Below are 22,552 nucleotides of genomic sequence, written 5' to 3'. Positions count from 1 at the left end.
ACGTCCCCAGATTCAGTTTCGAAGGATTTCGCCGAGGAACTTGCGCGTGCGGTCGTGGCGCGGATTGGTGAAGAAGTCCGCGGGTTGGGCTTCCTCAACGATCGCGCCGCTCGCCATGAAGATCACCCGGTCGGCGACTTGGCGGGCAAAGCCCATCTCGTGCGTCACGCAGATCATCGTCATGCCTTCGTCGGCGAGGCTGATCATGGTGTCGAGGACCTCCTTGACCATCTCGGGATCGAGAGCCGACGTCGGCTCGTCGAAGAGCATCACCTTCGGTCGCATGCATAGCGCTCGAGCGATGGCCACGCGCTGCTGCTGGCCACCGGAAAGCTGGATGGGGTATTTGCTGGCCTGTTCCAGAATCTTGACCCTGTTCAGAAGTGCGCGGGCACGCTCTTCGGCCTCCGGCTTTCGCAGCCCGAGTGACCGCATCGGCGCCAGCATGCAGTTCTCGAGGACCGTCAGGTGCGGAAAGAGATTGAACTGCTGGAAAACCATGCCGACTTCACGGCGGATGGCGTCGATCGCCTTGGCCTGGTTTCCCATCAGGATGCCGCCGACGCGGATCTCGCCCTTCTCGTAGCTCTCCAGGTGATTGATGCAGCGGATGAGCGTCGACTTACCGCTGCCGGAAGGTCCGCAGAGAACGATCTTCTCGCCTTTTTGCACGGACATGTTGATGTCGTGCAGCGCTTGAAACGCGCCATACCATTTCTCCACGTGGGTCATGGTGATCATGGTCTCGGCGGCAGATGTCGACATGTTGCTCATGGTCTCGTTCTCATCAACGGCGTTCAGCGGGCACCAGAGGCGGCGAAGCGGCGTTCGAGCCGTGCGCCGAGGATCGTCAGCGGGCAGCACATCAGGAAGTAGAGCGCACCAACGATCCCAAAGACCGTCAGCGGCTGGAAGATCTGGTTGGAGATGATGTTGCCGGCCCGGGTCAGTTCGGTGAAGCCGACAATGGAAGCCAATGACGTTCCCTTGATCAACTGCACGAGGAAGCCAACCGTCGCGGGCAGGGAGATGCGGATTGCCTGCGGCAGGATCACATCCTTCATGCGCGAGATGTATTTGAGGCTGAGCGCTTTTGCCGCCTCCGTCTGGCCGCGAGGCACGGCATCGATCGAGCCACGCCAGATCTCGCCAAGATAGGCGCTGGCATGCAGCGTCAAACCGATCGCGACCGCGAGCCAGGCGTCGAGCTTCAGGCCGATCAGGGCAAGCCCGTAATAGACGACGAAGAGCTGCATGAGCAGCGGCGTGCCCTGAAAAATGCCAATATAGCCCGCCGTCACGCGCTCCAACAGCGGCCATTGCGAGGTGCGCGCCAATGCTACGCCAAGCCCTGCAATGCCGCCGCACACGAAGCCCACTGCTGACAGAAGAACGGTCCACTTGAGGCCGATCAGGAGAAAGACGAATTCGTCCGTGCCCATCGTTCGTCTCCTATTTGACCGGATAGCTGAAGTAGCGGGCCGACAGGAGCGAGAACAAACGCATCATCAGCCAGGAAATGACGAGGTAGAAGATCGTCACGGTGAAATAGACTTCGAAGCTCCGGAAACTTTCGGATTCGATGCGCTGGGACACCGAGGTCAACTCGTAAGCAGAAATTGCCGAAGCAATGCTGGTAGACAGCGTCAGCAGCACAAACTGGCTGGTCAACGACGGGTAGATCGCCCGCAACGCAGGCTTCAGGATGACCAGCCGAAACACCTGCAGCTTATGCAGGCCAAGCGCCAACCCGGCTTCCATCTGGCCCTTGGGGATGGATTGGACGCCGCCACGGATGATTTCGATCGCATAAGCGCCCCCGTTGATGCCGAGGGCGATGATCGCCGTCGGCGTCGGGTCGAGCCGGATGCCGGCAAGCGGCAGGGCGAAATAGAGAAAGAAAATCTGCACCAGGAACGGCGTATTGCGGATCAGTTCGACGAAACCGATCACCACCCAGCGGACGGGCTTCAGAGGCGAGTCGCGCAGGGCTACGCCGCCAACGCCGATGATGATCGCAAGCAGCATGCCGCAGATCGCCAGCAGGAAGGTGCCGAGACAGCCAAGTAGCAGGCTCGCAAGCCCATCGATGACTGGCGTGAAATCAAGTTGGTAGTTCATGCCGCGCTCAGCTCCGCCCTGCCATTTCGGCCATCGCCTCGATCGCCAGTTCGTAACCACGGGCGCCGAAACCAATCATGATTGCGGTCGCGACGCGCGAGATCAGTGAATTGTGGTAGATGCTCTCGCGGGCATGCACATTCGATATATGCAGTTCGATCTTCGGCGCATCGAAGGTCTTCAGCGCGTCAAGCAGGGCGATCGATGTGAAGGTATAGGCAGCGGGATTGATGATGATGCCGCACGCCTCGTTCCGCGCCTGATGCACGCTTTCGACCAGTTCCCCCTCGAAATTGGTCTGCCGGAATTCGACCATAAAGCCTAGGCCCCGTGCCCGGACAATGCATCTTTCCTTGATGTCGGCGAGCGTCGTGGTGCCGTAAATGGTCGGCTCGCGCTGGCCAAGGAGATTAAGGTTCGGCCCGTTGAGCACAAAGATGGTCTTGGTCATGGTCGCGCTCCTCGAAACGCACGGCTTCTCAGGTATAGCGGCAACGTCGACGGGCATCGTGATGCCCGTCGCTCCTATTCGCTGGAACAGGTCGGCCGGTCAGTTGGCGGCGAAGGGGATGCCCTCGAGCTTCTCCGGAAATTCCGGTACGGGAACTTTCATCCACTTGTCGTAGATGGTCTTCAGTTCGCCGTTGGCCTTGATCTTGTCGATGAAGGCGTTGATCGAAGCGTTGATTTCCTTTTCCCCCAGCCGCGTGCAGGCACCATTGTAGAGCTTCTGGAATTCGAGCTTGTTTTCGAATTCGCCTGGGCGGGCCTTCTCGACGCGGTCCATGTAGAAGATGTTGCCGCCGAGAGCCTGGACCTGGCCGGAGACAAGAGCCTGGACGCTCGGAGCGTCGCCATCGAAGCGGCGGATCGTTGCCGTTTGCGGCGCATTCTTGGTCACCTGGGTATCCTGTGCCGCACCTTTCGCGACGCCGATCGTCAGGTTCGCCATGTCGTCATTTGTCTTGATCGGCATGGATTTCGGGGCAATCAGCACGATCGCATTGGCGACGTACGGCTTGGAGAACTGAACGGCCTTGGCGCGGTCCGGCAGCATCGCCATGGTTGCAAACAGCACGTCGACGCGACCCGTCGTCAGCGCCGGTATGCGGTTATTGACCTCCAGCGGCACGAACTCGACCTCGACGCCGAGCTCCTTGGCATAAAGAGTTGCGATATCCGCGTCGAGGCCATCCTGCTTGCCGCCGCTCGTGACGAAGCCCCACGGCGGGTTGTCGCCCTGGATGCCGACGATGATTTTTCCCCGGGCCTTGATTTCGTCCGGGGTAATGGCGGCGGCCGGCCTTGCCAGCCCGGCTGCGGCTATCAGAGCGGCAGCGCAAAGCATCGCGTTTCGCCGCGTTAGCATTGATTTCAGCATGGATTCCTCCTCCGTTGGGCGGCCGTTTGCGACCGCGACAGTCACTCTCCCTGACCGTATGTCCTAATCCTTGTCAGACAGCTTGTCCTAAATCAACATATTTTTCTGAAAATCTATGATGATTCATTGTTTGCCAATTGAATTGAAATCGTCACGACATTCGGCATAATGCCTTGCGGTCAATTTGGGAGGATGGGGGCATCCTGTCAGCTGAGTACGAAAGGGTTCTGATCATGAAGACCTCGATTGCCACGGTGAGCATCAGTGGCGAATTGCCGGAAAAGCTGGAAGCAATTGCGAAAGCAGGTTTCGACGGTGTGGAGATATTCGAGAACGACTTTCTGGCCTTCGACGGCAGGCCCGCCGAAGTCGGGAGGATGGCAAGGGATCTCGGTCTGGAGGTCACGCTTTTCCAGCCGTTCCGTGACTTCGAAGGCATGCCGGAACCCCTGCGCGGCCGTACCTTCGACCGGGCCGAGCGCAAATTCGATGTCATGCAGGAGCTCGGAACCGACCTTGTGCTTGTGTGCTCCAACGTTTCATCCGCGGCGCTTGGCGGCATCGACCGCGCAGCCGCCGATTTTCATGAGCTCGGCGAGCGCGCTGCGAAAAGGGGCTTGAGGGTCGGATACGAGGCGCTCGCCTGGGGACGCTTTATCAACGACCACCGGGATGCCTGGGAGATCGTGCGGCGGGCAAACCACCCGAACGTCGGGCTCATCCTCGACAGCTTCCACTCGCTGTCACGAAAAATCGATGTCAATTCAATCCGTTCCATTCCGCCGGAGAGGATCTTCATCGTCCAGCTCGCCGATGCTCCGCTGATCGATATGGATCTCCTCTACTGGAGCCGCCACTTCCGCAACATGCCGGGCGAGGGTGATCTTCCAGTCGCCGCGTTTACCGAGGCTGTCGCCTCGACAGGCTACGATGGCTATTTCTCGCTTGAGATCTTCAACGACCAGTTCCGCGGCGGTTCCACCCGCGAGATTGCCGCAGACGGCCACCGGTCGCTGATCTATCTCGGTGACCAGGTCAGCCGCAGCACAAGTGCCAGGATCGGCATCGACATGCCCCCGAGAGCGTCCGCACAGGGCGTCGGCTTCGTCGAATTTGCCACCGATGAGGAGGAGGCCGTCGAGCTCGATGGTCTGATCAGGGCACTCGGCTTTCGCAAGGCGGCGGTTCACCGCTCCAAGAAGGTCAGTCTGTATCAGCAGGGCGACATCCGCATTCTGGTCAACGTCGAGCCGGTTGGTTTTGCCAATGCTGCTTACGCTGTTCACGGAACCTTTGCCTACGCGATGGCACTCGTCGTCGATGATGCCGCCGCGGCCTACCGGCGCGCGATTGCCCTTGATGCCGAACCGTTCCGTCAGGCCGTTGCCGACGGCGAGCTCGAAATTCCAGCCATTCGCGGCGTCGGCGGCGCGTTGATCTACCTGATCGACGACAAGAGTCCGCTCGGGCAATTTTCCAGGATCGACTTCGAAGCGGTCGATGGTAAGGACGCCGGCGATGCGGGTCTGCGGCGGGTTGATCATATTGCGCAGACCGTGGCCTATGACGAGATGCTGACGTGGCTGTTGTTCTACACTGCGATCTTCGAAACAAAAAAGACGCCGATGGTCGACATCATCGACCCTGGCGGGGTGGTGCGCAGTCAGGTCGTCGAGAACGACACGGGCTCGCTCCGCATCACCATGAACGGCGCGGAAAATCGTCGCACGCTTGCCGGCCACTTCATCGCAGAGAAATTCGGATCCGGCATCCAGCATCTGGCATTTTCGACAGACGACATCTTCGCGACAGCGAAATCGCTGCGCGAAAGAGGCTTCAAGGCGCTTCACATCTCGCCAAACTACTATGATGACGTCGAGGCGCGCTTCGGCCTTGATCCACAGCTCAGCGAGCGGTTGAAAGTGGAGAACATTCTCTATGATCGCGACGAGCACGGCGAGTATTTCCAGCTCTACAGCGGGACCTACGGCGAAGGCTTCTTTTTCGAAATCGTCGAACGCCGCGGCTATCGCGGCTATGGTGCGCCCAACGCCATCTTCCGCATTGCTGCTTTGAAGAAGCAGATGCGGCCCGAGGGCGTGCCGAGGGATGCGATCTGACCTTGCGGCGGCCTAAGGAAGCCGACCGCTTTTCAGCACGTGGTCAACACCACTCTGGATATGCTGCCGGACCACGGCTTGCGCGCCTTCGACATCACGCTTCAATGCGAGCTTGAAAAGAAGCTTGTGATCATCGACGACCGGCTGCCCGCGAAAACTGCGGGCCAGCATGTGATAACGCAGAAAACGGTCGAAGACGGAAGAAAGAATAGTCATCAGCGTGGTCGAATTGCAGGCCGAGACAATCGCCTGATGGAACTCCCAGTCGTAACGAACCCAATCGATCGTGCGTGAGACATCCCCGCAGAGCAGCGTCTTCTCGGCCGCCGCGAGTTTATGGTGCGCGGCAACGATCCTTCCCTCCCATTCGAGGTTTCCGGCAGCGAAGGAGAGAGCGATCGCATGCGTCTCGAGGACAATGCGAAGGTCCGCAAGTTCCTCCAGCTCCTTGCGGGAGGCGGGGCTGACCTCAAAGCCGCGCTGTCCTTCTGCAAGCACCAGGTTTTCGGTCGTTAGACGGCTCAGGATTTCGCGCAAGGAAGAGACGCTGATCGAATAGCGCTCCTTTGCCTGTTCGAGCTTGATCTTTGCACCCGGCACGAGCCTGCCGGAAATGATGTCCTCGCGGATCTGGCGCAGGACGACATCGCTGACCGTCTCAGAGGGTTCGGTTACAGGCTTGAGCATGGTGTTTCCTGATATGCCTAGATGTCACGCGTCATAGTCGCTGCTGGGCAAGGGCGTGCTCGACCCCGCCGAGGATGTGGCGCTCAAGGATTTTCTTCGCGGTCGCGCTGTCGCGGGCCAGTGCCGCTTCCAGAAGTTGCCGATGCTCAGCTTCTGCGACGTTTCCGCGGTATGACAAGGCCACCATCTGATAGCGCAGGTATTTGTCGAAGACGGCGGAATGCGTTTCCATGAGGAGACGCGATCCGCAGGCCGAGATCAAAGCCTGGTGGAATTCCCAATCGTAGCGCTTCCAGTCTTCAGTCTTGCTGGTGTCGCCGGAGGCCATCACTCCTTCCATGCGGGCGAGCTTGTAGTGAGCCGCCATCAATGCGGCCTCCCATTCGACACCGCCCTGTGCGAAGGATTGATCGAGCGCATGTTCTTCCAGCAGCAGCCGCAGCGCAGCGATTTCCCGCAGATCTGCCTCCGAAACAGGCGCGACTTCGAATCCGCGCTGACCCTCGGCGATGACAAGCCCTTCCGATGTCAGACGGTTCAGAATCTCCCGGAGCGTGCTGACGCTCGTATCATAGGCTGCTTTCAGATTTTCGAGCTTCAGCTTTTGCCCAGGTGACAGTCTCCCAAAGATGATATCGGCCTTGATCTGCCGATAGCTGCTCTCCGCGACGGTTTCGCCCAAAACTTTCTGCAGCAAAATGATCTCCGATATTTTGCATTTTGTCATACGTATAACGAGGATGCTGCACGCGTTCAATCGGTGATTACGAGCGATTTCCGACACCTACGCCGCGCCAACGTCGATCAGTGTGAGGCGGTTCTGAGGAAGGCGGCAGCGATAGCCGGAACCGGCGCACGAACCGAAACTGTGGAATACATCAATGCCTATGAAGGCATTCTTGAGACTGCGTAGGCGATTGACGCAGATCTTATCGTCATGGGCTCGCACAGCCGCGGTTTCGTCAACAGATTGATTATCGGAAGCCAGGCCTCAAAGGCGGTCAACCTGTCTGAGGTCCCGGTCCTCATCATCAAGCAGCGCCCGGCCACATAGAAGCCACCTCGGGCATTCCCGACAGTCTGGGCGTAGCCCTTTCCATTCAGCAACCTTCGACCGGGATCAGGCGCGCATTGTCCCGCTGCCTTGCCGCCCCAGGCGCTTACACCTCCATTTAAATCTGATATTTCGATATAAAACAAATATCTTGAAATAAAAAATCATACAGATTAGCGTGCCAAAAAATCGAATTCAATAAACGAGGAACACCGATGCGCGCAAAGGCAACCCTGAACAGGGAATTCACGATCTCGACCGTAGACAAGAGGGTCTACGGTTCATTTCTCGAACATATGGGACGGGCCGTTTACACCGGAATTTACGAGCCGGGCCACGAAAAAGCGGATTCGAATGGCTTCCGTACCGACGTTCTTGATATGGTCCGCGATCTGGATATGCCGATCGTACGCTATCCCGGCGGCAATTTCGTTTCGGCTTATCACTGGGAAGACGGTATCGGTCCGCGCGACCAGCGCCCGACGCGTCTTGATCTTGCCTGGCGGACCCGCGAGACGAACCAGATGGGCGTCAACGAGTTTGCCGACTGGTCGAAGCTGGCAAATACCGAAATGATGCTGGCGATGAACCTCGGCTCCCGCGGCCTGAACGACGCCCGCAACTTCCTCGAATATTGCAACCATCCCAGCGGCACCTACTGGAGCGACCTGCGCGTCAAGCACGGCTACAAGGACCCGCACAATGTGCGCATCTGGTGCCTCGGCAACGAGATCGACGGCCCCTGGCAGGTCGGCCACAAGACCGCGGCCGAATACGGACATCTTGCCAACGAAGTCAGCAAGGCTTTCAAATATTTTGACAAGACCCTCGAAACAGTGGTCTGCGGCTCGTCCAACGACAAGATGAAGACCTATCCCGAATGGGAAGCAACCGTCCTCGATGCGAGCTATGACAGTGTCGACTACATCTCGCTGCACAAGTATTTCGGCAATGAGGAAAATGATACGCTGAACTACTACGCCAAGGCGATCGATCTCGATCGCTACATCGTCACCATCGGCGGCGTCATCGACTATATCAAGGCGAAGAAGCGCTCGAAGCGTGACGTAAAGATCTGCTTCGACGAGTGGAATGTCTGGTACCATGACCGTAAGGAAGACGATCAGCGCTACAAGAATTGGGATTGGCCGGAAGCTCCGCCGCTTCTCGAAGAGCTCTACAATCTGGAAGACGCAATCTTCGTCGCTTCCTTGATCAACGTCTTCATCCGTCGCTCCGATCGCGTCAAGATCGCTTGCATGGCACAGCTCGTCAACGTGATCGCACCGATCCTTACCAAGGCTGGCGGCCCGGCTTGGCGGCAGTCGATCTACTATCCGCTGCAGTACGCATCGAAATACGGGCGCGGCACGGCGCTGACGGTTTCCGCTTCTGGTCCGACCTATGACTGCGACGTGGCCCAGGACGTACCCTATCTCGACCTGTCGGCCGTCCTGCAGGACGACGGCAAGACGATTGCGCTCTTTGCGATCAATCGCAGCCTCGACGAAGTCATGGACCTCAGTGTCGACCTGCAAGGCTTCAAGGGTGCCACGATCCTCCAGCATCGCACGATGGTTGGCGATGATCTGAAAGCGCGCAATTCGGTTGAAGATCAGACACGCATCGTGCCGAAGGCGGGTTCAAGCCTTTCCGTCACCGATACGGGCACGCTCTCGGGCTCACTGCCGCCGAAGTCGTACCACTTCGTGCTGCTGTCCGTCGCCTCGGCCTAGAAGGGCCGGTTCGGGGCGGCTCGGATAGGCCGTCCCGATCATGACGAGGATCGGGAGGATCAATGTCTGGTATCCGGTTGACGAATGTCAGCAAATCTTTCGGCGCGCTTAAGGTCATTCATGGCGTCGACATCGAGATAGAGCAGGGGGAATTCGCCGTCTTCGTCGGTCCCTCGGGCTGTGGCAAGTCGACCCTGCTCAGGATGATTGCCGGGCTGGAAGAGACGAGCGGCGGCAAGATCGCCATCGAGGGCGAGGACGTGACCCATCGAGAGGCCTCCAAGCGCGGAGTGGCGATGGTCTTTCAGTCTTACGCGCTCTATCCGCACCTCTCCGTTTACGAAAACATGGCCTTCAGCCTGACGATCGGTCGGCGCCCGAAGGCAGAGATCGAGCGCAAGGTTAAGGCGGCTGCCGAAATCCTGCGGCTCGGCGAATATCTCAACCACAAGCCTAGTCAGCTGTCAGGCGGCCAGCGCCAGCGCGTCGCGATTGGTCGGGCAATCGTACGCGAACCGCGCGTCTTCCTGTTCGACGAACCGCTATCCAACCTCGATGCCGAGCTGCGCGTCAGGATGCGTATGGAGATCGCCCGTCTGCACCGGCAGATCGGCGCCACGATGGTCTATGTCACCCACGATCAGGTGGAGGCAATGACACTTGCCGACAAGATCATCGTGCTGAAAGCCGGCCTCGTGCAGCAGATCGGTGCGCCGCTGGAGCTTTACCGGAACCCGGCCAACATGTTCGTCGCCGGCTTCATCGGCTCGCCCGGCATGAATTTCCTGAAGGGCAGGGCCCTCGCGGCAAACGGCAACGCCCTGCGGGTCGCACTCGAGGATGCACCGGGTCAGGCTTTCGATCTGCCGGCCCGCACGGCGGTCGCCGTCGGTACACAGGTCTATGTCGGCGTGCGGCCAGAGCATATCGAACTCGGCGCCAGACAAGGCGCTGTGACAGTGCCGGTCACCGCTGAATTCATCGAGGAACTCGGCGGCACCGGATATCTGCATGTTCTGACGGGAAACGGTACGGAAATGACCGTCGAATGTCGTGATGGCCGTCCACAGCCGAAGGAGAAGATCAGTCTCTCTCTGAGAGTGCCCGAAATGTTGGCCTTCGACACCGAGGGCGGACGGCTCAGCTGACGGCCGCAGCCCAGCCGGGCGGGACACGTCGGACCTGACTGAAGAAGAACATTGCCGACCTTGGAGGAGGCCGGCGGTGAGGGGTACCCCGATGCCTTGGGGTGATGAGTAAACCACACTTTTATCGAGGAGGAACCGATGAAGAAGCTACTGAAACTCGCCGTTTCCGCGGCGATCGCCTTGCTGCCCTCAGCAGCCGCATTCGCGCAAACCGACATTACCTGGTGGGACTTCCTGAGCGGCGGCGACGGCGTTCGTATGAAGGCGCTCATCAAGGAGTTCAACGATACCCATCCGGATATCAAGATCAACGCGACCACGCTCGAATGGGGCGTGCCCTTCTACACCAAGGTCCAGACTTCGGCCGCCGTCGGCCAACAGCCCGACATCATGACCTATCACATGTCGCGCTACCCGCTGGCCGTGCCGACCGGCATCCTGCGTCCGATCTCGGAAGAAGAGCTCGCTGGTGCAGGTATCAAGAAGGAAAACTATGTCGATGCTGCTTGGAAACAGGCGACATTCGACAACAAGGTCTACGGAATTCCCTTCGACGTTCATTCCATCGTTCTCTACTACAACAAGACGATCCTGAAGGAAGCGGGCCTGCTCGGCGATGATGGCCTGCCGAAGGGCCTCGATGGCCTTGAGAATTTCAATGCGGCCCTGGAAAAGATTAAGGCAACCGGCAAGGTCGAGTATCCGCTGTCCTTGCACACGGATGAAGGCGGCTCCATGTGGCGCGTCTTTTACACGCTGCTCTCCCAACAGGGCGCCAAGTTCATCGACGGCGATGAAATCCTGCCAGGCGACGCAGGCGTGAAAGCGCTGCAAACCATGGCGAACTGGGTATCCACCGGTTACGCGCCGAAGCTGATCTCCTATGAAGCGTCGATCGCGCTGTTCACCTCGGGCAAAGCTGCGATGCACATCAACGGCGTCTGGGAAGTGCCGACGATGACTGACCTTGCCAAGAACGGCAATCTTGGCTTCGAGTGGGGTGCCATCGAAATCCCGAACCTGATGGGCACGCAGGCGACCTGGGCGGACTCGCACTCTTTCGCGATCCCGAACAGTGACTCCAAGCCGATCTCTCCGGAGAAGGTGAAGATCGTGCTCGAGATTATCAACTGGATGAACGAGCACAGCATCTCCTGGGCTTCCGCCGGTCATATCCCGGCCTACAAGCCGGTGACCGACACCAAGGAATTCAAGGAAATGCAGCCGAATGCGACCTATGCAAAGCTTGCAAACACGGCCACGTTTGATCCGGTTTCCAAGCTCGCCGGGGTCGCCGGCCCGATCTACGAGGCAACCCAGAACTTCGTGGTTCCTGCGCTCAACGGCCAGCTCGACCCGGCAGACGCGATCGAGCAGATGCGCGACGAGCTGAAGAGCCAGATGTAAGACGAGCCTGGCCGGAGCGAAACCTCCGGCCAGCACCGCTCTGAGGGAGATGTTCGTGGTTACCAGTGAAAAACGGCGCAAGACGCTGACCGCCATCGTCATGATCGCGCCGTTCCTGATCGCCTACATGGTCGTATTTGCCTACCCCGTCTTCAAGATGTTTGCCTTGAGCTTCACCGACGCACCTCTTATCGGCGACGGCAAATGGGTGGGTTTCGACAACTACGTGAAGCTCTTCCATCAGAAGCTCTTCTTCACGTCGTTCTGGAATACCGGCTATTTCGTCGTGCTGACTGTGGTTCCGAATACGCTGATCGGCCTCGGTCTGGCATTGATGGTCGTGCGTCTGAAGGGCTGGCTGCAGAGCCTGATCCTGGTTCTGTTTTTCATACCTTACATCCTGCCCGTCTCGGTCGTGACCCAGATCTGGAAATGGGTGCTTGATCAGCAGTTCGGCGTTGCGCAGTTCGTCATCGAATTCGTCACCGGCAAACGCATCAGCGTGTTTCGCGATCCGCTTTGGGCGATGCCCATGGTGGCGCTGGTGACCGTCTGGTGGACCAACGGCTTCAACCTGCTGCTCTTCATTGCCGGGTTGCGGAACATTCCCCATGACTACTATGAGGCTGCGATGCTCGACGGCGCGACGCGCTGGCAATGTTTCCGGCGCATCACCTGGCCTCTTATCTGGCCGGTCACCGCGCTCGTCCTGACGCTGCAACTGATCCTTCAGCTGAAGATTTTCGATCAGGTCTACCTGCTCACCGAAGGCGGCCCGTTCAATTCGACCTACGTCCTGTTGCAACTCGTCTATCGCGAGGCGTTTCGCACGAACCATGGCGGCGTCGGCTCCGCCGTTGCGGTTCTGCTCTTCATGATCATCGTCATCGTCTCGGTGCTACAATATCAGCTGTTGCGGGTAAGGGAGCGCTAAAATGCCCGGCAAAAACATCGGCAACCTGCTGCTGCTCGTCCTCACCTTCTGCATCGCCTGCATGTGGGCATTCCCCATCTACTGGGCAATTGTGACCTCGATGAAACCCGAACAGGAGGTCGTGTCGAAAACGACGTTCATTCCCGACGTCTTCAATTTTTCGGCCTACTACTATGCGCTGTTCGAAACGAAGCTTTCGACCTGGTACCTGAATTCCATCGTCACCTCGATCACTGTCACCGTCGTGGTGATCGTGATCAGCGTCATGTGCGCCTACGCGCTGTCGCAGATCGTCTTCCCCGGACGAAAGCTGCTCTACGGCATCATCCTCGCGAGCTTCATGGTGCCTTCGCAGGCGCTCGTTATCTCGCAGTTCGTACTGATGCATAAGCTCAACCTCATCAATACCTGGGGCGGGATCATCCTGCCACAGCTCATCGTTCCGGTCGTCGTCATCGTCTACAAACAATTCTTTGATTCCGTTCCGAAGGAGTTGCGGGAGGCTGCCAAGCTTGATGGTTGTGGTGAGTTCCAGATCCTCTTCAAGCTCTATCTGCCCTTGAACTGGGGTATCACCACAGCGCTTGCGATCATCACCTACATCATGGCCTGGAACGCGTTTCTCTGGCCATTCCTGGTCACGAACTCCGATGAGATGATGACAATCACCGTCGGCATTACCCAGACGAGAGATGCTTTCGGCGTCAAATATGCGCGTGACATGGCAGTGGCAATCCTCGCCGCAATGCCGGTTGCTGTCGCCTATCTGCTCTTCCAGAAGCGGGTGACGCAGGCGCTGATGCTGTCTTCCGGAATCAAGGGATGACGAGGATAAACCTTCGCCATCCGTTCCCGGGCTTCGTTGCCCGCCGGCCTTTCAGGGCCTGGGCAGCGGCGGAAACGTCCAGAAAAAGCCGCGACACCAGACAGGCTGCCGTGATATCAGCAACGATCTAACAAGAAAGAACCAGTAGCTGCGCATGGAGACGAAACTTCTCACCGTCGATCCCATCAAGGACGTCGAAGTCGTCCAGGCCCTCGGTTCCGCGACGCGCATAGAAATACTCAATCTGCTCCGCCAGTTGGGGCCCTTGAACGTGAATGACATTGCCGGCCGCATGGGGCTGCCGCAATCGACGGCAGCAACCAACCTCAAGGCGCTGGAACTTGCCGGTCTCATCCAGACCCACACGATGAAGGCGACGAAGGGTAACCAGAAGATCTGTTCCAGCATCTATGACGAGATCCTCATCCGCTTCGACAGCGGTGGCACAAAGGCGTCCGAAGATGTCGTGACCGTCAGCATGCCGATCGGTCTCTTCACCGAGTTCGAGGTGGGAGCGCCCTGCGGCCTCTGCTCTGTCAACAATGTCATCGGCATGCTTGACGTGCAGGAGGTCTTTCTCGATCCGCAGCGCATGCAGGCTGCCCTGTTGTGGTTTACCCGCGGCTATGTGGAGTACAAGTTTCCCAACAATGCCAAGGTCTCCGGCAGGAGAATCCGCAAGGTCGAGTTCTCCGCGGAACTCAGCTCGGAGACGCCGGCCACCAACGCCAACTGGCCCTCCGACATCTCGATCTGGATCAACGGCATCAAGGCTGGTCACTGGACGTCTCCAGGCGATTATGGCGACCGGCGCGGCCTCTATTCTCCAGCCTGGTGGAAGCTCAGCGGCTCGCAATACGGCAAGCTGAAGACCTGGACGATCGACGACACCGGCACCTGGATCGACGGCGCCATGGTCTCGACGCAGACGATCTCTTCGCTTGGCATCGCCGATCATCACTCCATCCGTTTCCGCATCGGCATCGACGACAAGGCCGACAATCCTGGCGGAATGAACCTGTTTGGCAAGGGATTCGGCGATTTCGATCAGGATCTGGTTATGAGCCTGTTTTTCTAGGCCGCGGCGAGGGGCCTGAAGAAGTCGCAATGCTGGCGACTGCCGGATGCCGCCTCGGTCGCAAGCCTGAAGGGCCTGAAGCCTGTGGTCATCGACGGTGCATCAGAAACCGATAGTATCCTCGGTCGTTAGAGTGGTTGTCATGAAGGCATCTCCCTCCGTGCCAAGGTCGGGTCGTCCAGGGCGCGCGTGCATGCTGCAGATGTTTCACCGCCCTGGAAGCATCGTTTCCAGGCGCAGGAACGCGATGCGCTCGACTTGAGCGGTGGCCGTTTCAAACTCCTCGTCGCTCGTATTGCCGATGCGCTTTTCGAACGCCGCCAGAATATCGTCCTTGTTCAAACCCTTCACCGCAATGATGAACGGAAAGCCGAACTTCTCGACATACGCCGTATTCAGCTCGGTGAAACGGTCGTGCTCCTGGGCATTAAGTCGGTCGAGCCCGGCGCCCGCCTGCTCCTTCTTGCTGTCCTCGGTCAATTCACCTGCGATCGCGAGGCGTCCTGCAAGATCGGGATGGGCACGCAGCACTCCCAGCCGCTCCTCTGGGCTGGCCGCCCGGAAGACGGCAACGAGCGCCGTGTGGACACGATCAACCGTCAATTCGTCACCGACGAAGCCATCATCATAGGCACGCTCGGCAATGAATGGCGAATGTTCAAAAACACCGCCGTAACGCGATACGAACTCGTCACGCGAAAGCATCAGATCGTCTCCGGCTTGTGGTGGGCATGCCAATGTTGCGCGATCTCGAGACGCCGGGGGATCCACACCTTATCGTGCTTCAGCACATACTCCATGAAGCGCTTCAGCGCCGCAGCGCGGCCAGGACGACCAACGAGGCGGCAATGCAGGCCGACGGACATCATCTTCGGGCTGCCGGCCTTGCCTTCTTCATAGAGCGTATCGAAGGCATCCTTGAGGTAGGTGAAGAACTGATCGCCAGAGTTGAAGCCCTGGGGCGTGGCGAAACGCATGTCATTGGTCTCGAGCGTATAGGGGATGATCAGGAACGGCTTGTCATCGACACCCTTCACCCAGAACGGCAGGTCGTCGGCATAAGAGTCCGAGGAATAAAGGAAACCACCCTCCTCCATGACGAGGCGCAGCGTGTTGTCGGAGGGCTTGCCTTGATACATGCCGTAGGGCCGCTCGCCGGTCAGCTCGGTGTGCAGGCGCACGGCTTCCTGGATATGCTTGCGCTCGACGTCCTCCTGGAAATCCTTGTATTCCAGCCAGCGGTACCCGTGGCTGGCGATCTCCCAGCCAGCCTCCTTCATGGCCGCGACCGCCTCCGGGTTGCGGGCCATGGCAAGTGTTACGCCATAGACGGTCGCCTGAACCTTGAGTTCCGTGAACGTCCGCCACAGCCGCCAAAAACCGGCGCGCGAGCCATACTCATAGATCGATTCCATGTTCAAGTTGCGCTGGCTCGGCCAAGCGGCGGCGCCGACGATTTCCGACAACAAATTTTCAGAGGCCGGGTCGCCATCGAGAATGCAGCTTTCGCCGCCCTCTTCGTAGTTGATGACAAACTGGACTGCCACACGCGCATCGCCCGGCCACTTCGGATCGGGCGTATTGCGTCCATAGCCGACGAGATTGCGCGGATAAGTCTCGGATACCATGAAATCACCTTCCTGAACGTCGGCGAAACGATAGTATTCCGAGACGGAATGACTAGATGGAAATTGCGCAACAGAGTTTTGCGGTGAAGCCACTGATCGCGCTCGGACCGGGGCTTATTTTGAAAAAGAGCCCACCGATCCATGCCACAGTGAGCAGTGCCGCGAGGATCAGTCAACCCGAAACGAGTGCCGATTCCTGGGGACAGGCGAGGGGGCCATTTTGGTCGTCAATCAAGGAGACGGTAGCATTCAACGGATCGATGCAAGAACCAATGAGCTGTTGGCAACGATAGAGGCGGATACAGCCGGCGGCGTTGGCGATGTCGCGGTTGGCGGCGGTTTCGGGCGCATCGCTCGCTCCCATCAACCCAGTATAAATAGTAAACCATGCCTCGCGTCGGTTGTCGGGCCGCGAGGGCAGCCAAGTCCCCGAACGGGCCGTCGAGCCCCTTGATTGACTCGGTTCATGGTTTTGGGCGAGTTGCAACATTGCAGAATAGCGACAATCCCGGAGGTGGGGTGTAGCATAGCCCTCACTGGTTGCGGTTGTCCTCGCAGTGTCTGCAGGATCGGAGGGTCTTATGAGCGGCCTCGAAGCAGTCGATAGTGTTGAGGTTCTGATCCTTGTCGATAACGCGACGGATAACCTCTCCACAGTCCCGTCATTTGTCGAGACCGAGTTTGCCGCACTGGAACGCCGACGCCGCGGAACGTGGGTTATGGGCGGGAAATGCATATGCTGCGCGGCCCATGGCCTTGCATGTCTCATTTCCGTTCGTCAGGGGAGCAACACGAGAACGATCCTGTTCGATACAGGCCCTGAAGACGGCACCTTCGAACAAAATGTCTCCCGCCTGGGAGTGGATTTCGGGCCGGTCGGTCGATGACTCGATCCTCGGGGATGGGGATTTGTCTGCGGCCCGACCCCGACCGCATGCCCGGACTTTGGCCATATGGCATCAGTCCGAGAAGGGCCTAAGATTTTAGACATCCGCTCCCGAGGATGGACGGAAGCCTGGCGGCTGGGGATCAGACATCACGCTGATGCCAGGGTTCGCTCCTGTCGCCGCGAACAGGGCGGCTCGGAAAACTGGCCGACATGGACCAGAGCCCATCCGGACGATAGCGTTCCCGGAAGGCAGGCGAATATTGAGGCTCCTGCCTGCAATGAATTCACGGAAAGCCACCAAGTGCCTGCGTCGTTCTATAATAAACCTTGGTACGTAATGAGATTTGGATGCTGAATTCTTCAATATATAGCGTTTTCAATCCGTCTAACTTATAGTTTTAAATAATCTACTTCAAGTATACATTGAGTAACTCGAAAATCTTGCTATGGTTATGCCTTCGAGCCAAAGGTAAGACTGGCCCGATGAGGGGAATATCAGGTCAATCAGCAGAACTTTCGAATGGATGTGTCTACATCCATTTTCGAGATTGGTGCGACGATGGCGATCCCCGCCGACAACTGAGCGCATCCCGGCCTGCAAAGCTGCGTCGAGCAGTTGCGGACGATGCTTCAGCGCTATGCGGACGATTGTGAAAGGGCAAGGGCCTCCTTGGGGAAGCCCGTGGCAGCCCCCGCCAATCCGATCACCGAGGAAACTGCACGCAAGATAGCGAGTACCTTGAGAAAACTGAACGGATCGCCGGTCGCGCGGTCACCAGGAACAGGCCACGGTGACGCGGGATACCCGCCTCGAAGGCAGAGAGCTGTTGTAAAACAACGTTCATTCCTCCTCGGACACCGGTCGAAGAGCCTTGAGTTGGCGGTTGGGGACTGGCGATATGCCCCGATGGAACGTCGCCTTGGCAATTCTTTGGAGAAGCGTGACGTCCGCCAAGGAGAAACAGACATGAAATGTCGAGCGTTCATGTGCATGGCTGCCGCAGGTGTGGTTACCACGTTCGCAGAGCCTTCGTATGCATCAGAAGTCAGGATGGACATCTACAAGGACCCGAGTTGCGGCCACTGCGGAGCCTGGGCCGCCGCAATGGTGGATGCCGATTTCAATGTCGTCGTCCATTCCGAGGAATTCATCGTGATAAAAACCAGGCTCGGCATCCCCGAGAATATGCATGGATGCCATACAGCTGTGGTTGGCGACTACTTCTTCGAAGGCCACGTCCCATTGGAGGCTGTCGAGAGGGTCTTGAAAGAGAAGCCCCAGATTGCGGGACTTGCCGTTCCGGGCACGGCAGAGTGCTCGCTTGCAGCAGAGGACGATTCACCGGTCTACGAGGTTTTCAGCCTGAGCAAGCCTGACATGAGGCCGTCTTTGTACATGCGAATTGATGGCCGGTGATGTCGATCACACTCGAACATGGACTGCAGCGAAATTCAAAATCACGACAAAGGCTGATGTTTGCTAGCTGACCTCCGGTTTCCAAGGTCGTGCACGCGAGGCCCTGGAACAAGCGGCAGCCAGGGCCGGTTCAATCAAAGCCCTTCCGGTGACAAGAACGACATGACTACCGGGGTCTGCTCCTCCCCGGACGATGCAGCACGGGCGAGACTACCCCCGCCCGCCCTCGCGCCAAATTGGAGATCAGATCGGGGTGAGGTGTGAACTGCACGGCGATCCTCCTTTCCCAAACGAAGCGTCTTCCGCGGTAAAGGTGACAACCCCTACGTGGTTGATGCGCTCGTCTTTTCTTCCAGCAGGGCGTCGGGAATGTCGTCGAACGACGCGTAATTCAGATTGTAGAGCTTAGAATAGAGCTTGCGGTTCTTCATGAGCTGCTGGTGGTTGCCGCTCTCGATCAGTTCCCCGTTCTGCAGGACAATGATGCGATCCGCCTCGCGGATCGTCGCAAGACGGTGGGCAATGACAAGCCCCGTGCGATTTTCGAGGAGCTTGACCAGCGCCTTCTGGATCAGCATCTCGGTATAGCTGTCGATGTTGGCCGTGGCTTCGTCGAGCACCAGGATCTTAGCGTCGGCAACCAGGGCGCGGGCGAAGCTCAGGAGCTGGCGCTGGCCGAGCGAGAGATTGCCGCCGCGCTCGCCAAGCATGCTGTCGTAACCCTCAGGCAGGCGCATGACAAAATCATGCGCGCCCACCGCCTTGGCGGCCTCGATCACCTGTTCGCACGTTGCCTCCGGCTTGTGGTAGCGGATGTTTTCGAACACCGTGCCGGTAAACAGGAAGGGCTCCTGCAGAACCATGGCGATCTGGTTGCCGAGCGAATCCTGCGTCAGGTCACGCACATCATGTCCACCGACCAGCACCTGGCCCTGCTGGACATCATAGAAGCGGTGGATCAGCGACATGCAGCTCGACTTGCCGGATCCCGTTGGTCCGACAAGCGCAACCGTTTCGCCGGGGTTCACCTTGAAGCTGACGTGCTTCAGGACAGGATGTGCGGGATTGTAGCCGAAGACCACATCGCGAAACTCGACCGAACCATCCATGTCGGCGGAAAGTTCCTTCGCGTTGGGCGCATCCCTGATGTCGACCGGAACATCAAGAACCTCGGTCAGGCGCTGACCCGACGCCATGGCACGCTGCATCACCGAATACTGCAGGGTCAGAGAGCGGATCGGATCGAAGAACCGCTGAATGTAGAACAGGAAGGCGACAAGGACACCGACGTCGAGCGCCTGGTTGAGAACGCGTGCACCACCGACGACGATGACGAGCGCCATGGCGACACCGGTCAGGGTATCCACAATCGGCACCATGACCTGCGCGTAGCGGGCAGCCGTCAGGTGGGTCTTCAGGTTCGCCTTCGCCTTGTCGTCGTAGAGCATGAAGTTGACGCCCTGGCGATCCATGCTCTGGACGGCGCGAACACCGTGGATCGCTTCGGCGAGCGCCCCGTTGGCAACCGAATTAGTCTCGTGTGCCGCCATGAAGGACTTGCGCGCCAGCGGCAACCAGAAGAGGCGGACCACAAACAGGATCGGCAGCACGGACAGGGTGAGAAGGCCAAGCTTGAAGTCGAGATAGAGCATGACGAAGACGATGCCGAACAGCAGCACGATATCGCCAACCGACAGGACCGACGTTTCAAGAAACTCCTGCATCGAATTGACGTCGCCCTGCAGGCGAGACATCAGGCGTCCGACCTCGGTCTTATCCATGAAGGACAGCGAAACCCGCTGAAGATGCTGGAACATCGCCTTTCTGATGTCGAACAGGACCTCCTCGGCGACATTGCCGACCAGCGTTTCCTGGGCGTAGCTGGCGCAGTAGTTGACCAGGATCGCGGCGAGAAAGGCAATCATCGACCATCTCAGTGCCGAATGGTCCCCCTCCGCCCGCATCCCGTGGTCGATCGCATAACGGATGATCAGGGGAATCAGGAGCTGCATCGACGTAAACGTCAGCACCGCCGCCACCGAAAGCCACACCTGTCTTCGGTAGGGATGCACGAAGAACCAGATGCGCCTGATGATGTTGCCGTCGAAGGCCTTGCCGAACATCTCCTCCTCGATGCGGTGCGAGCCGACAACCGCACGCGGCGGCCGGCGTCCATCCTCGCGAACGTCGGAGCGCTCGGTTTCCAGTTCCTCGGCCATGTCATATTCCTCCCTAGGCGCTGAGGGCGTCGTCGCCCGGTCGCACCTGCAGATCATAGAGCGCCTTGTAGCGCCCGCCGGCAGCCAGCAGCGCCTGATGGGTTCCACGCTCGACAATCTCTCCGTTCTCGACAAACAGGATCTGGTCGGCATGCATGAGCGAGCTCAGCCTGTGGGCAACGATGATGGTGACGCGATCTGCCGCGTATTTGCGCATCGCCGTGCGGATGCGCTGCTCGGTCGCGGCATCGATCGCAGCGGTCGAATCGTCGAAGACCATGACGGCCGGCTTCAGCATCAGCGCCCGCGCGATCGTCAGGCGCTGGCGCTGCCCGCCGGAGAGCGAAACACCGCGCTCGCCGACGACCGTGGTATAGCCCGTCGGTAGGCCGAGAACGTAGTTGTGGAGCTGGGCGCTTTCGCTGGCGCGCTCGATGCGGCTCTCCTTGGCCCAGGGATCGCCATAGGCGATGTTGTTTTCGATCGAGGTAGTGAACAGGAAGGAATCCTGCTGCACGACGGCGACCGACCGGCGAAGCGACTGCAGGGTCGCCTTCCTGATGTCCTGGCCGTCGATTGTGATCCTGCCTTCCGTGACGTCGTAAAAGCGCGGGATGAGATGGGCGAGCGTCGACTTGCCGCTGCCGGGCGGGCCAACGATGCCGATGGTTTCGCCGCGCCTTGCCTCGAAGGAGACGTTGGTGAGGACGCCGTGCATCGGCGAGCTGGGGTAGGCAAAGCTTACCTTCTCGAAGCGAAGCGTTCCCTCCGATATCAACAGATCCTTCGCGTCGGGCGCATCGCGCACCGCAACCTCGAGATCGAGCAGGTTGAAGAGCCTAGTCCCGCAGGTCGACGCGCGGGCAAAGGCGTTCACCATCAGGCCAAGCTGGCGGACAGGCATCTGCAGGATCGTCATGAAGGTCAGGAAGGATGCAAGTGTACCGACGGTGATCTCGCCCGACACGACCTTGCCGCCACCGATCCACAGGACGAGGCCCATCGCCGCAAAGAAGGAGAAGGTCATCGCACTGGTGTTGATGACGCGGATGCCGACACGCTGGTGGGCGAGCGCCAGGGCATTCTTCGAGGCCGTCTCGAACTTCATCATTTCGTGCGCCTGGGCGGCGAAGGCCCGAACCACCCTGATACCGCCGAGATTTTCCTCCATGATCCGTGTCAAGACGGAAAGCCGCTCCTGCAGATCGAGCCAGGTCGCGCGCAGCCGCAACTGCGTGACCGAAGAGCGCCAGGCGACAAAAGGCACGAAGCTCAGCGCCAGCAGGCCGAGCAAGAGGTCTGTGGTCAGAAGCATGTAGGCGCCGATGCCGATCAGCATGGTCAGAAGCACCATGCGAACCAGGGCGGTCGAGAAATACATGCGCACGCCTTCAAGGTCGAGCAGGCCGACCGTGATCAGGTCGCCCGAGTGGACGCTGTCATGGAAGCTGAAGGAAAGCCGCTGGATCTTCTCGTAGCAGGCAAGCCTGAGCTCGTAGCCCATATGATGGCCGACACTCTCGCTGTAGTAGTTCTGGACCATCGTGAAGAGGCCGCGAAGGACGCTGGCGCCCAGGAGCAGAAGCGCCGTCGTCAAAAGCGCATCCTGTGCCACCTGTCCCGCCTGGCCGCCAGCCATTGCAACCTGGGTGTGATCGACCGCCTGGCCAAGCAGGCGCGGGATCATCAGCTGGAATGTCGAGGCAACAAGGGTGGCACTGATCGCAAGGCCAGATTGCCAGGGATGGCGAAACGCCATGACGGTAATGCGGACCAGCGTGAAGAGGCCCTTGCCCCAGCCCGCCGCGGTCGCCTTCGCCATCGAGGCGGATGGCTTCGTCGTGCGTGTTAAAGCATCGCTGCTCACGGTGATGTTCCAATACAGAGGTGTGGTCGGACGCCTGTCC

General features: G+C 58.9%; 21 protein-coding genes. 10 read left to right on the top strand and 11 right to left on the bottom strand.

Going from position 1 to position 22,552, the window contains the following annotated elements; genetic code table 11:
- Nucleotides 1-12: 12 nt before the first annotated feature.
- The 5 genes from FHT76_RS31465 to FHT76_RS31445 form a co-directional block, all read right to left on the bottom strand.
- On the bottom strand, nucleotides 13-741 hold the full coding sequence (locus tag FHT76_RS31465) for an amino acid ABC transporter ATP-binding protein (protein WP_183757404.1): 729 nt from the start codon (nucleotides 739-741) through the stop codon (nucleotides 13-15).
- A gap of 56 nt (nucleotides 742-797) precedes the next feature.
- A complete protein-coding gene (locus FHT76_RS31460; RefSeq protein ID WP_183757363.1) occupies nucleotides 798-1,442 on the bottom strand; it encodes an amino acid ABC transporter permease in 645 nt (214 codons plus the stop codon).
- A 10-nt stretch (nucleotides 1,443-1,452) separates the two neighbouring features.
- Entirely contained in the window at nucleotides 1,453-2,121 is a 669-nt protein-coding gene (locus FHT76_RS31455) for an amino acid ABC transporter permease (protein WP_183757362.1), read from the bottom strand.
- A 7-nt stretch (nucleotides 2,122-2,128) separates the two neighbouring features.
- Complete coding sequence (aroQ, locus tag FHT76_RS31450) at nucleotides 2,129-2,572, bottom strand: type II 3-dehydroquinate dehydratase (protein ID WP_183757361.1); 444 nt, start codon at nucleotides 2,570-2,572, stop codon at nucleotides 2,129-2,131.
- A gap of 99 nt (nucleotides 2,573-2,671) precedes the next feature.
- Entirely contained in the window at nucleotides 2,672-3,502 is an 831-nt protein-coding gene (locus tag FHT76_RS31445; protein ID WP_183757360.1) for a transporter substrate-binding domain-containing protein, read from the bottom strand.
- 233 nt (nucleotides 3,503-3,735) lie between these two features.
- On the opposite strand from FHT76_RS31445, the gene FHT76_RS31440 reads away from it, so the two are divergent.
- The gene (locus FHT76_RS31440; RefSeq protein WP_183757359.1) at nucleotides 3,736-5,622 is read left to right on the top strand and encodes a bifunctional sugar phosphate isomerase/epimerase/4-hydroxyphenylpyruvate dioxygenase family protein; all 1,887 of its coding nucleotides are present in this window, start codon (nucleotides 3,736-3,738) and stop codon (nucleotides 5,620-5,622) included.
- A 12-nt stretch (nucleotides 5,623-5,634) separates the two neighbouring features.
- Here the strand turns inward: FHT76_RS31440 and FHT76_RS31435 are convergent, their stop codons facing one another.
- Both FHT76_RS31435 and FHT76_RS31430 read right to left on the bottom strand, forming a co-directional pair.
- Nucleotides 5,635-6,309: a GntR family transcriptional regulator gene (locus tag FHT76_RS31435; RefSeq protein ID WP_183757358.1), complete on the bottom strand. Its 675-nt coding sequence runs from the start codon at nucleotides 6,307-6,309 to the stop codon at nucleotides 5,635-5,637.
- Between the two features lie 31 nt (nucleotides 6,310-6,340).
- On the bottom strand, nucleotides 6,341-7,006 hold the full coding sequence (locus FHT76_RS31430; protein ID WP_183757357.1) for a GntR family transcriptional regulator: 666 nt from the start codon (nucleotides 7,004-7,006) through the stop codon (nucleotides 6,341-6,343).
- A 219-nt stretch (nucleotides 7,007-7,225) separates the two neighbouring features.
- Here FHT76_RS31430 and FHT76_RS41480 point away from each other — a divergent pair, with 219 nt between their 5' ends.
- The 7 genes from FHT76_RS41480 (at nucleotide 7,226) to FHT76_RS31400 (ending at nucleotide 14,492) form a co-directional block, all read left to right on the top strand.
- Entirely contained in the window at nucleotides 7,226-7,363 is a 138-nt protein-coding gene (locus FHT76_RS41480; RefSeq protein ID WP_405049523.1) for a universal stress protein, read from the top strand.
- Between the two features lie 215 nt (nucleotides 7,364-7,578).
- On the top strand, nucleotides 7,579-9,099 hold the full coding sequence (locus FHT76_RS31425; RefSeq protein WP_183757355.1) for an alpha-N-arabinofuranosidase: 1,521 nt from the start codon (nucleotides 7,579-7,581) through the stop codon (nucleotides 9,097-9,099).
- A 62-nt stretch (nucleotides 9,100-9,161) separates the two neighbouring features.
- Nucleotides 9,162-10,247, top strand: a complete 1,086-nt coding sequence (locus FHT76_RS31420; protein WP_183757354.1) for an ABC transporter ATP-binding protein — start codon at nucleotides 9,162-9,164, stop codon at nucleotides 10,245-10,247.
- Between the two features lie 138 nt (nucleotides 10,248-10,385).
- Entirely contained in the window at nucleotides 10,386-11,654 is a 1,269-nt protein-coding gene (locus tag FHT76_RS31415) for an ABC transporter substrate-binding protein (protein WP_183757353.1), read from the top strand.
- Nucleotides 11,655-11,754: 100 nt separating this feature from the next.
- Entirely contained in the window at nucleotides 11,755-12,588 is an 834-nt protein-coding gene (locus FHT76_RS31410; protein ID WP_246712756.1) for a carbohydrate ABC transporter permease, read from the top strand.
- A 1-nt stretch (nucleotide 12,589) separates the two neighbouring features.
- A complete protein-coding gene (locus FHT76_RS31405) occupies nucleotides 12,590-13,414 on the top strand; it encodes a carbohydrate ABC transporter permease (protein WP_183757351.1) in 825 nt (274 codons plus the stop codon).
- A gap of 154 nt (nucleotides 13,415-13,568) precedes the next feature.
- On the top strand, nucleotides 13,569-14,492 hold the full coding sequence (locus tag FHT76_RS31400) for a transcriptional regulator (RefSeq protein ID WP_183757350.1): 924 nt from the start codon (nucleotides 13,569-13,571) through the stop codon (nucleotides 14,490-14,492).
- A 207-nt stretch (nucleotides 14,493-14,699) separates the two neighbouring features.
- Here FHT76_RS31400 and uraD read toward each other — a convergent pair whose 3' ends face one another.
- Both uraD and puuE read right to left on the bottom strand, forming a co-directional pair.
- On the bottom strand, nucleotides 14,700-15,197 hold the full coding sequence (uraD, locus tag FHT76_RS31395) for a 2-oxo-4-hydroxy-4-carboxy-5-ureidoimidazoline decarboxylase (protein WP_183757349.1): 498 nt from the start codon (nucleotides 15,195-15,197) through the stop codon (nucleotides 14,700-14,702).
- Nucleotides 15,197-16,120, bottom strand: a complete 924-nt coding sequence (gene puuE, locus FHT76_RS31390; RefSeq protein ID WP_183757348.1) for an allantoinase PuuE — start codon at nucleotides 16,118-16,120, stop codon at nucleotides 15,197-15,199. Before puuE ends, uraD begins: the two co-directional genes overlap by 1 nt.
- Nucleotides 16,121-16,701: 581 nt before the next feature.
- On the opposite strand from puuE, the gene FHT76_RS31385 reads away from it, so the two are divergent.
- Nucleotides 16,702-17,007 (top strand): hypothetical protein, encoded by a 306-nt coding sequence (locus FHT76_RS31385; protein ID WP_183757347.1) that lies wholly within the window; start codon nucleotides 16,702-16,704, stop codon nucleotides 17,005-17,007.
- A gap of 993 nt (nucleotides 17,008-18,000) precedes the next feature.
- The gene (locus FHT76_RS31380; protein ID WP_246712749.1) at nucleotides 18,001-18,426 is read left to right on the top strand and encodes a DUF411 domain-containing protein; all 426 of its coding nucleotides are present in this window, start codon (nucleotides 18,001-18,003) and stop codon (nucleotides 18,424-18,426) included.
- A gap of 323 nt (nucleotides 18,427-18,749) precedes the next feature.
- Here FHT76_RS31380 and FHT76_RS31375 read toward each other — a convergent pair whose 3' ends face one another.
- The gene (locus tag FHT76_RS31375) at nucleotides 18,750-20,645 is read right to left on the bottom strand and encodes an ABC transporter ATP-binding protein (protein ID WP_183757346.1); all 1,896 of its coding nucleotides are present in this window, start codon (nucleotides 20,643-20,645) and stop codon (nucleotides 18,750-18,752) included.
- 13 nt (nucleotides 20,646-20,658) lie between these two features.
- On the bottom strand, nucleotides 20,659-22,467 hold the full coding sequence (locus tag FHT76_RS31370; protein ID WP_183757402.1) for an ABC transporter ATP-binding protein: 1,809 nt from the start codon (nucleotides 22,465-22,467) through the stop codon (nucleotides 20,659-20,661).
- Nucleotides 22,468-22,552 lie beyond the last annotated feature (85 nt).

The sequence above is a fragment of the Rhizobium sp. BK176 genome (genome assembly GCF_024808055.1).
This window is presented reverse-complemented; position numbering and strand designations above follow the sequence as displayed.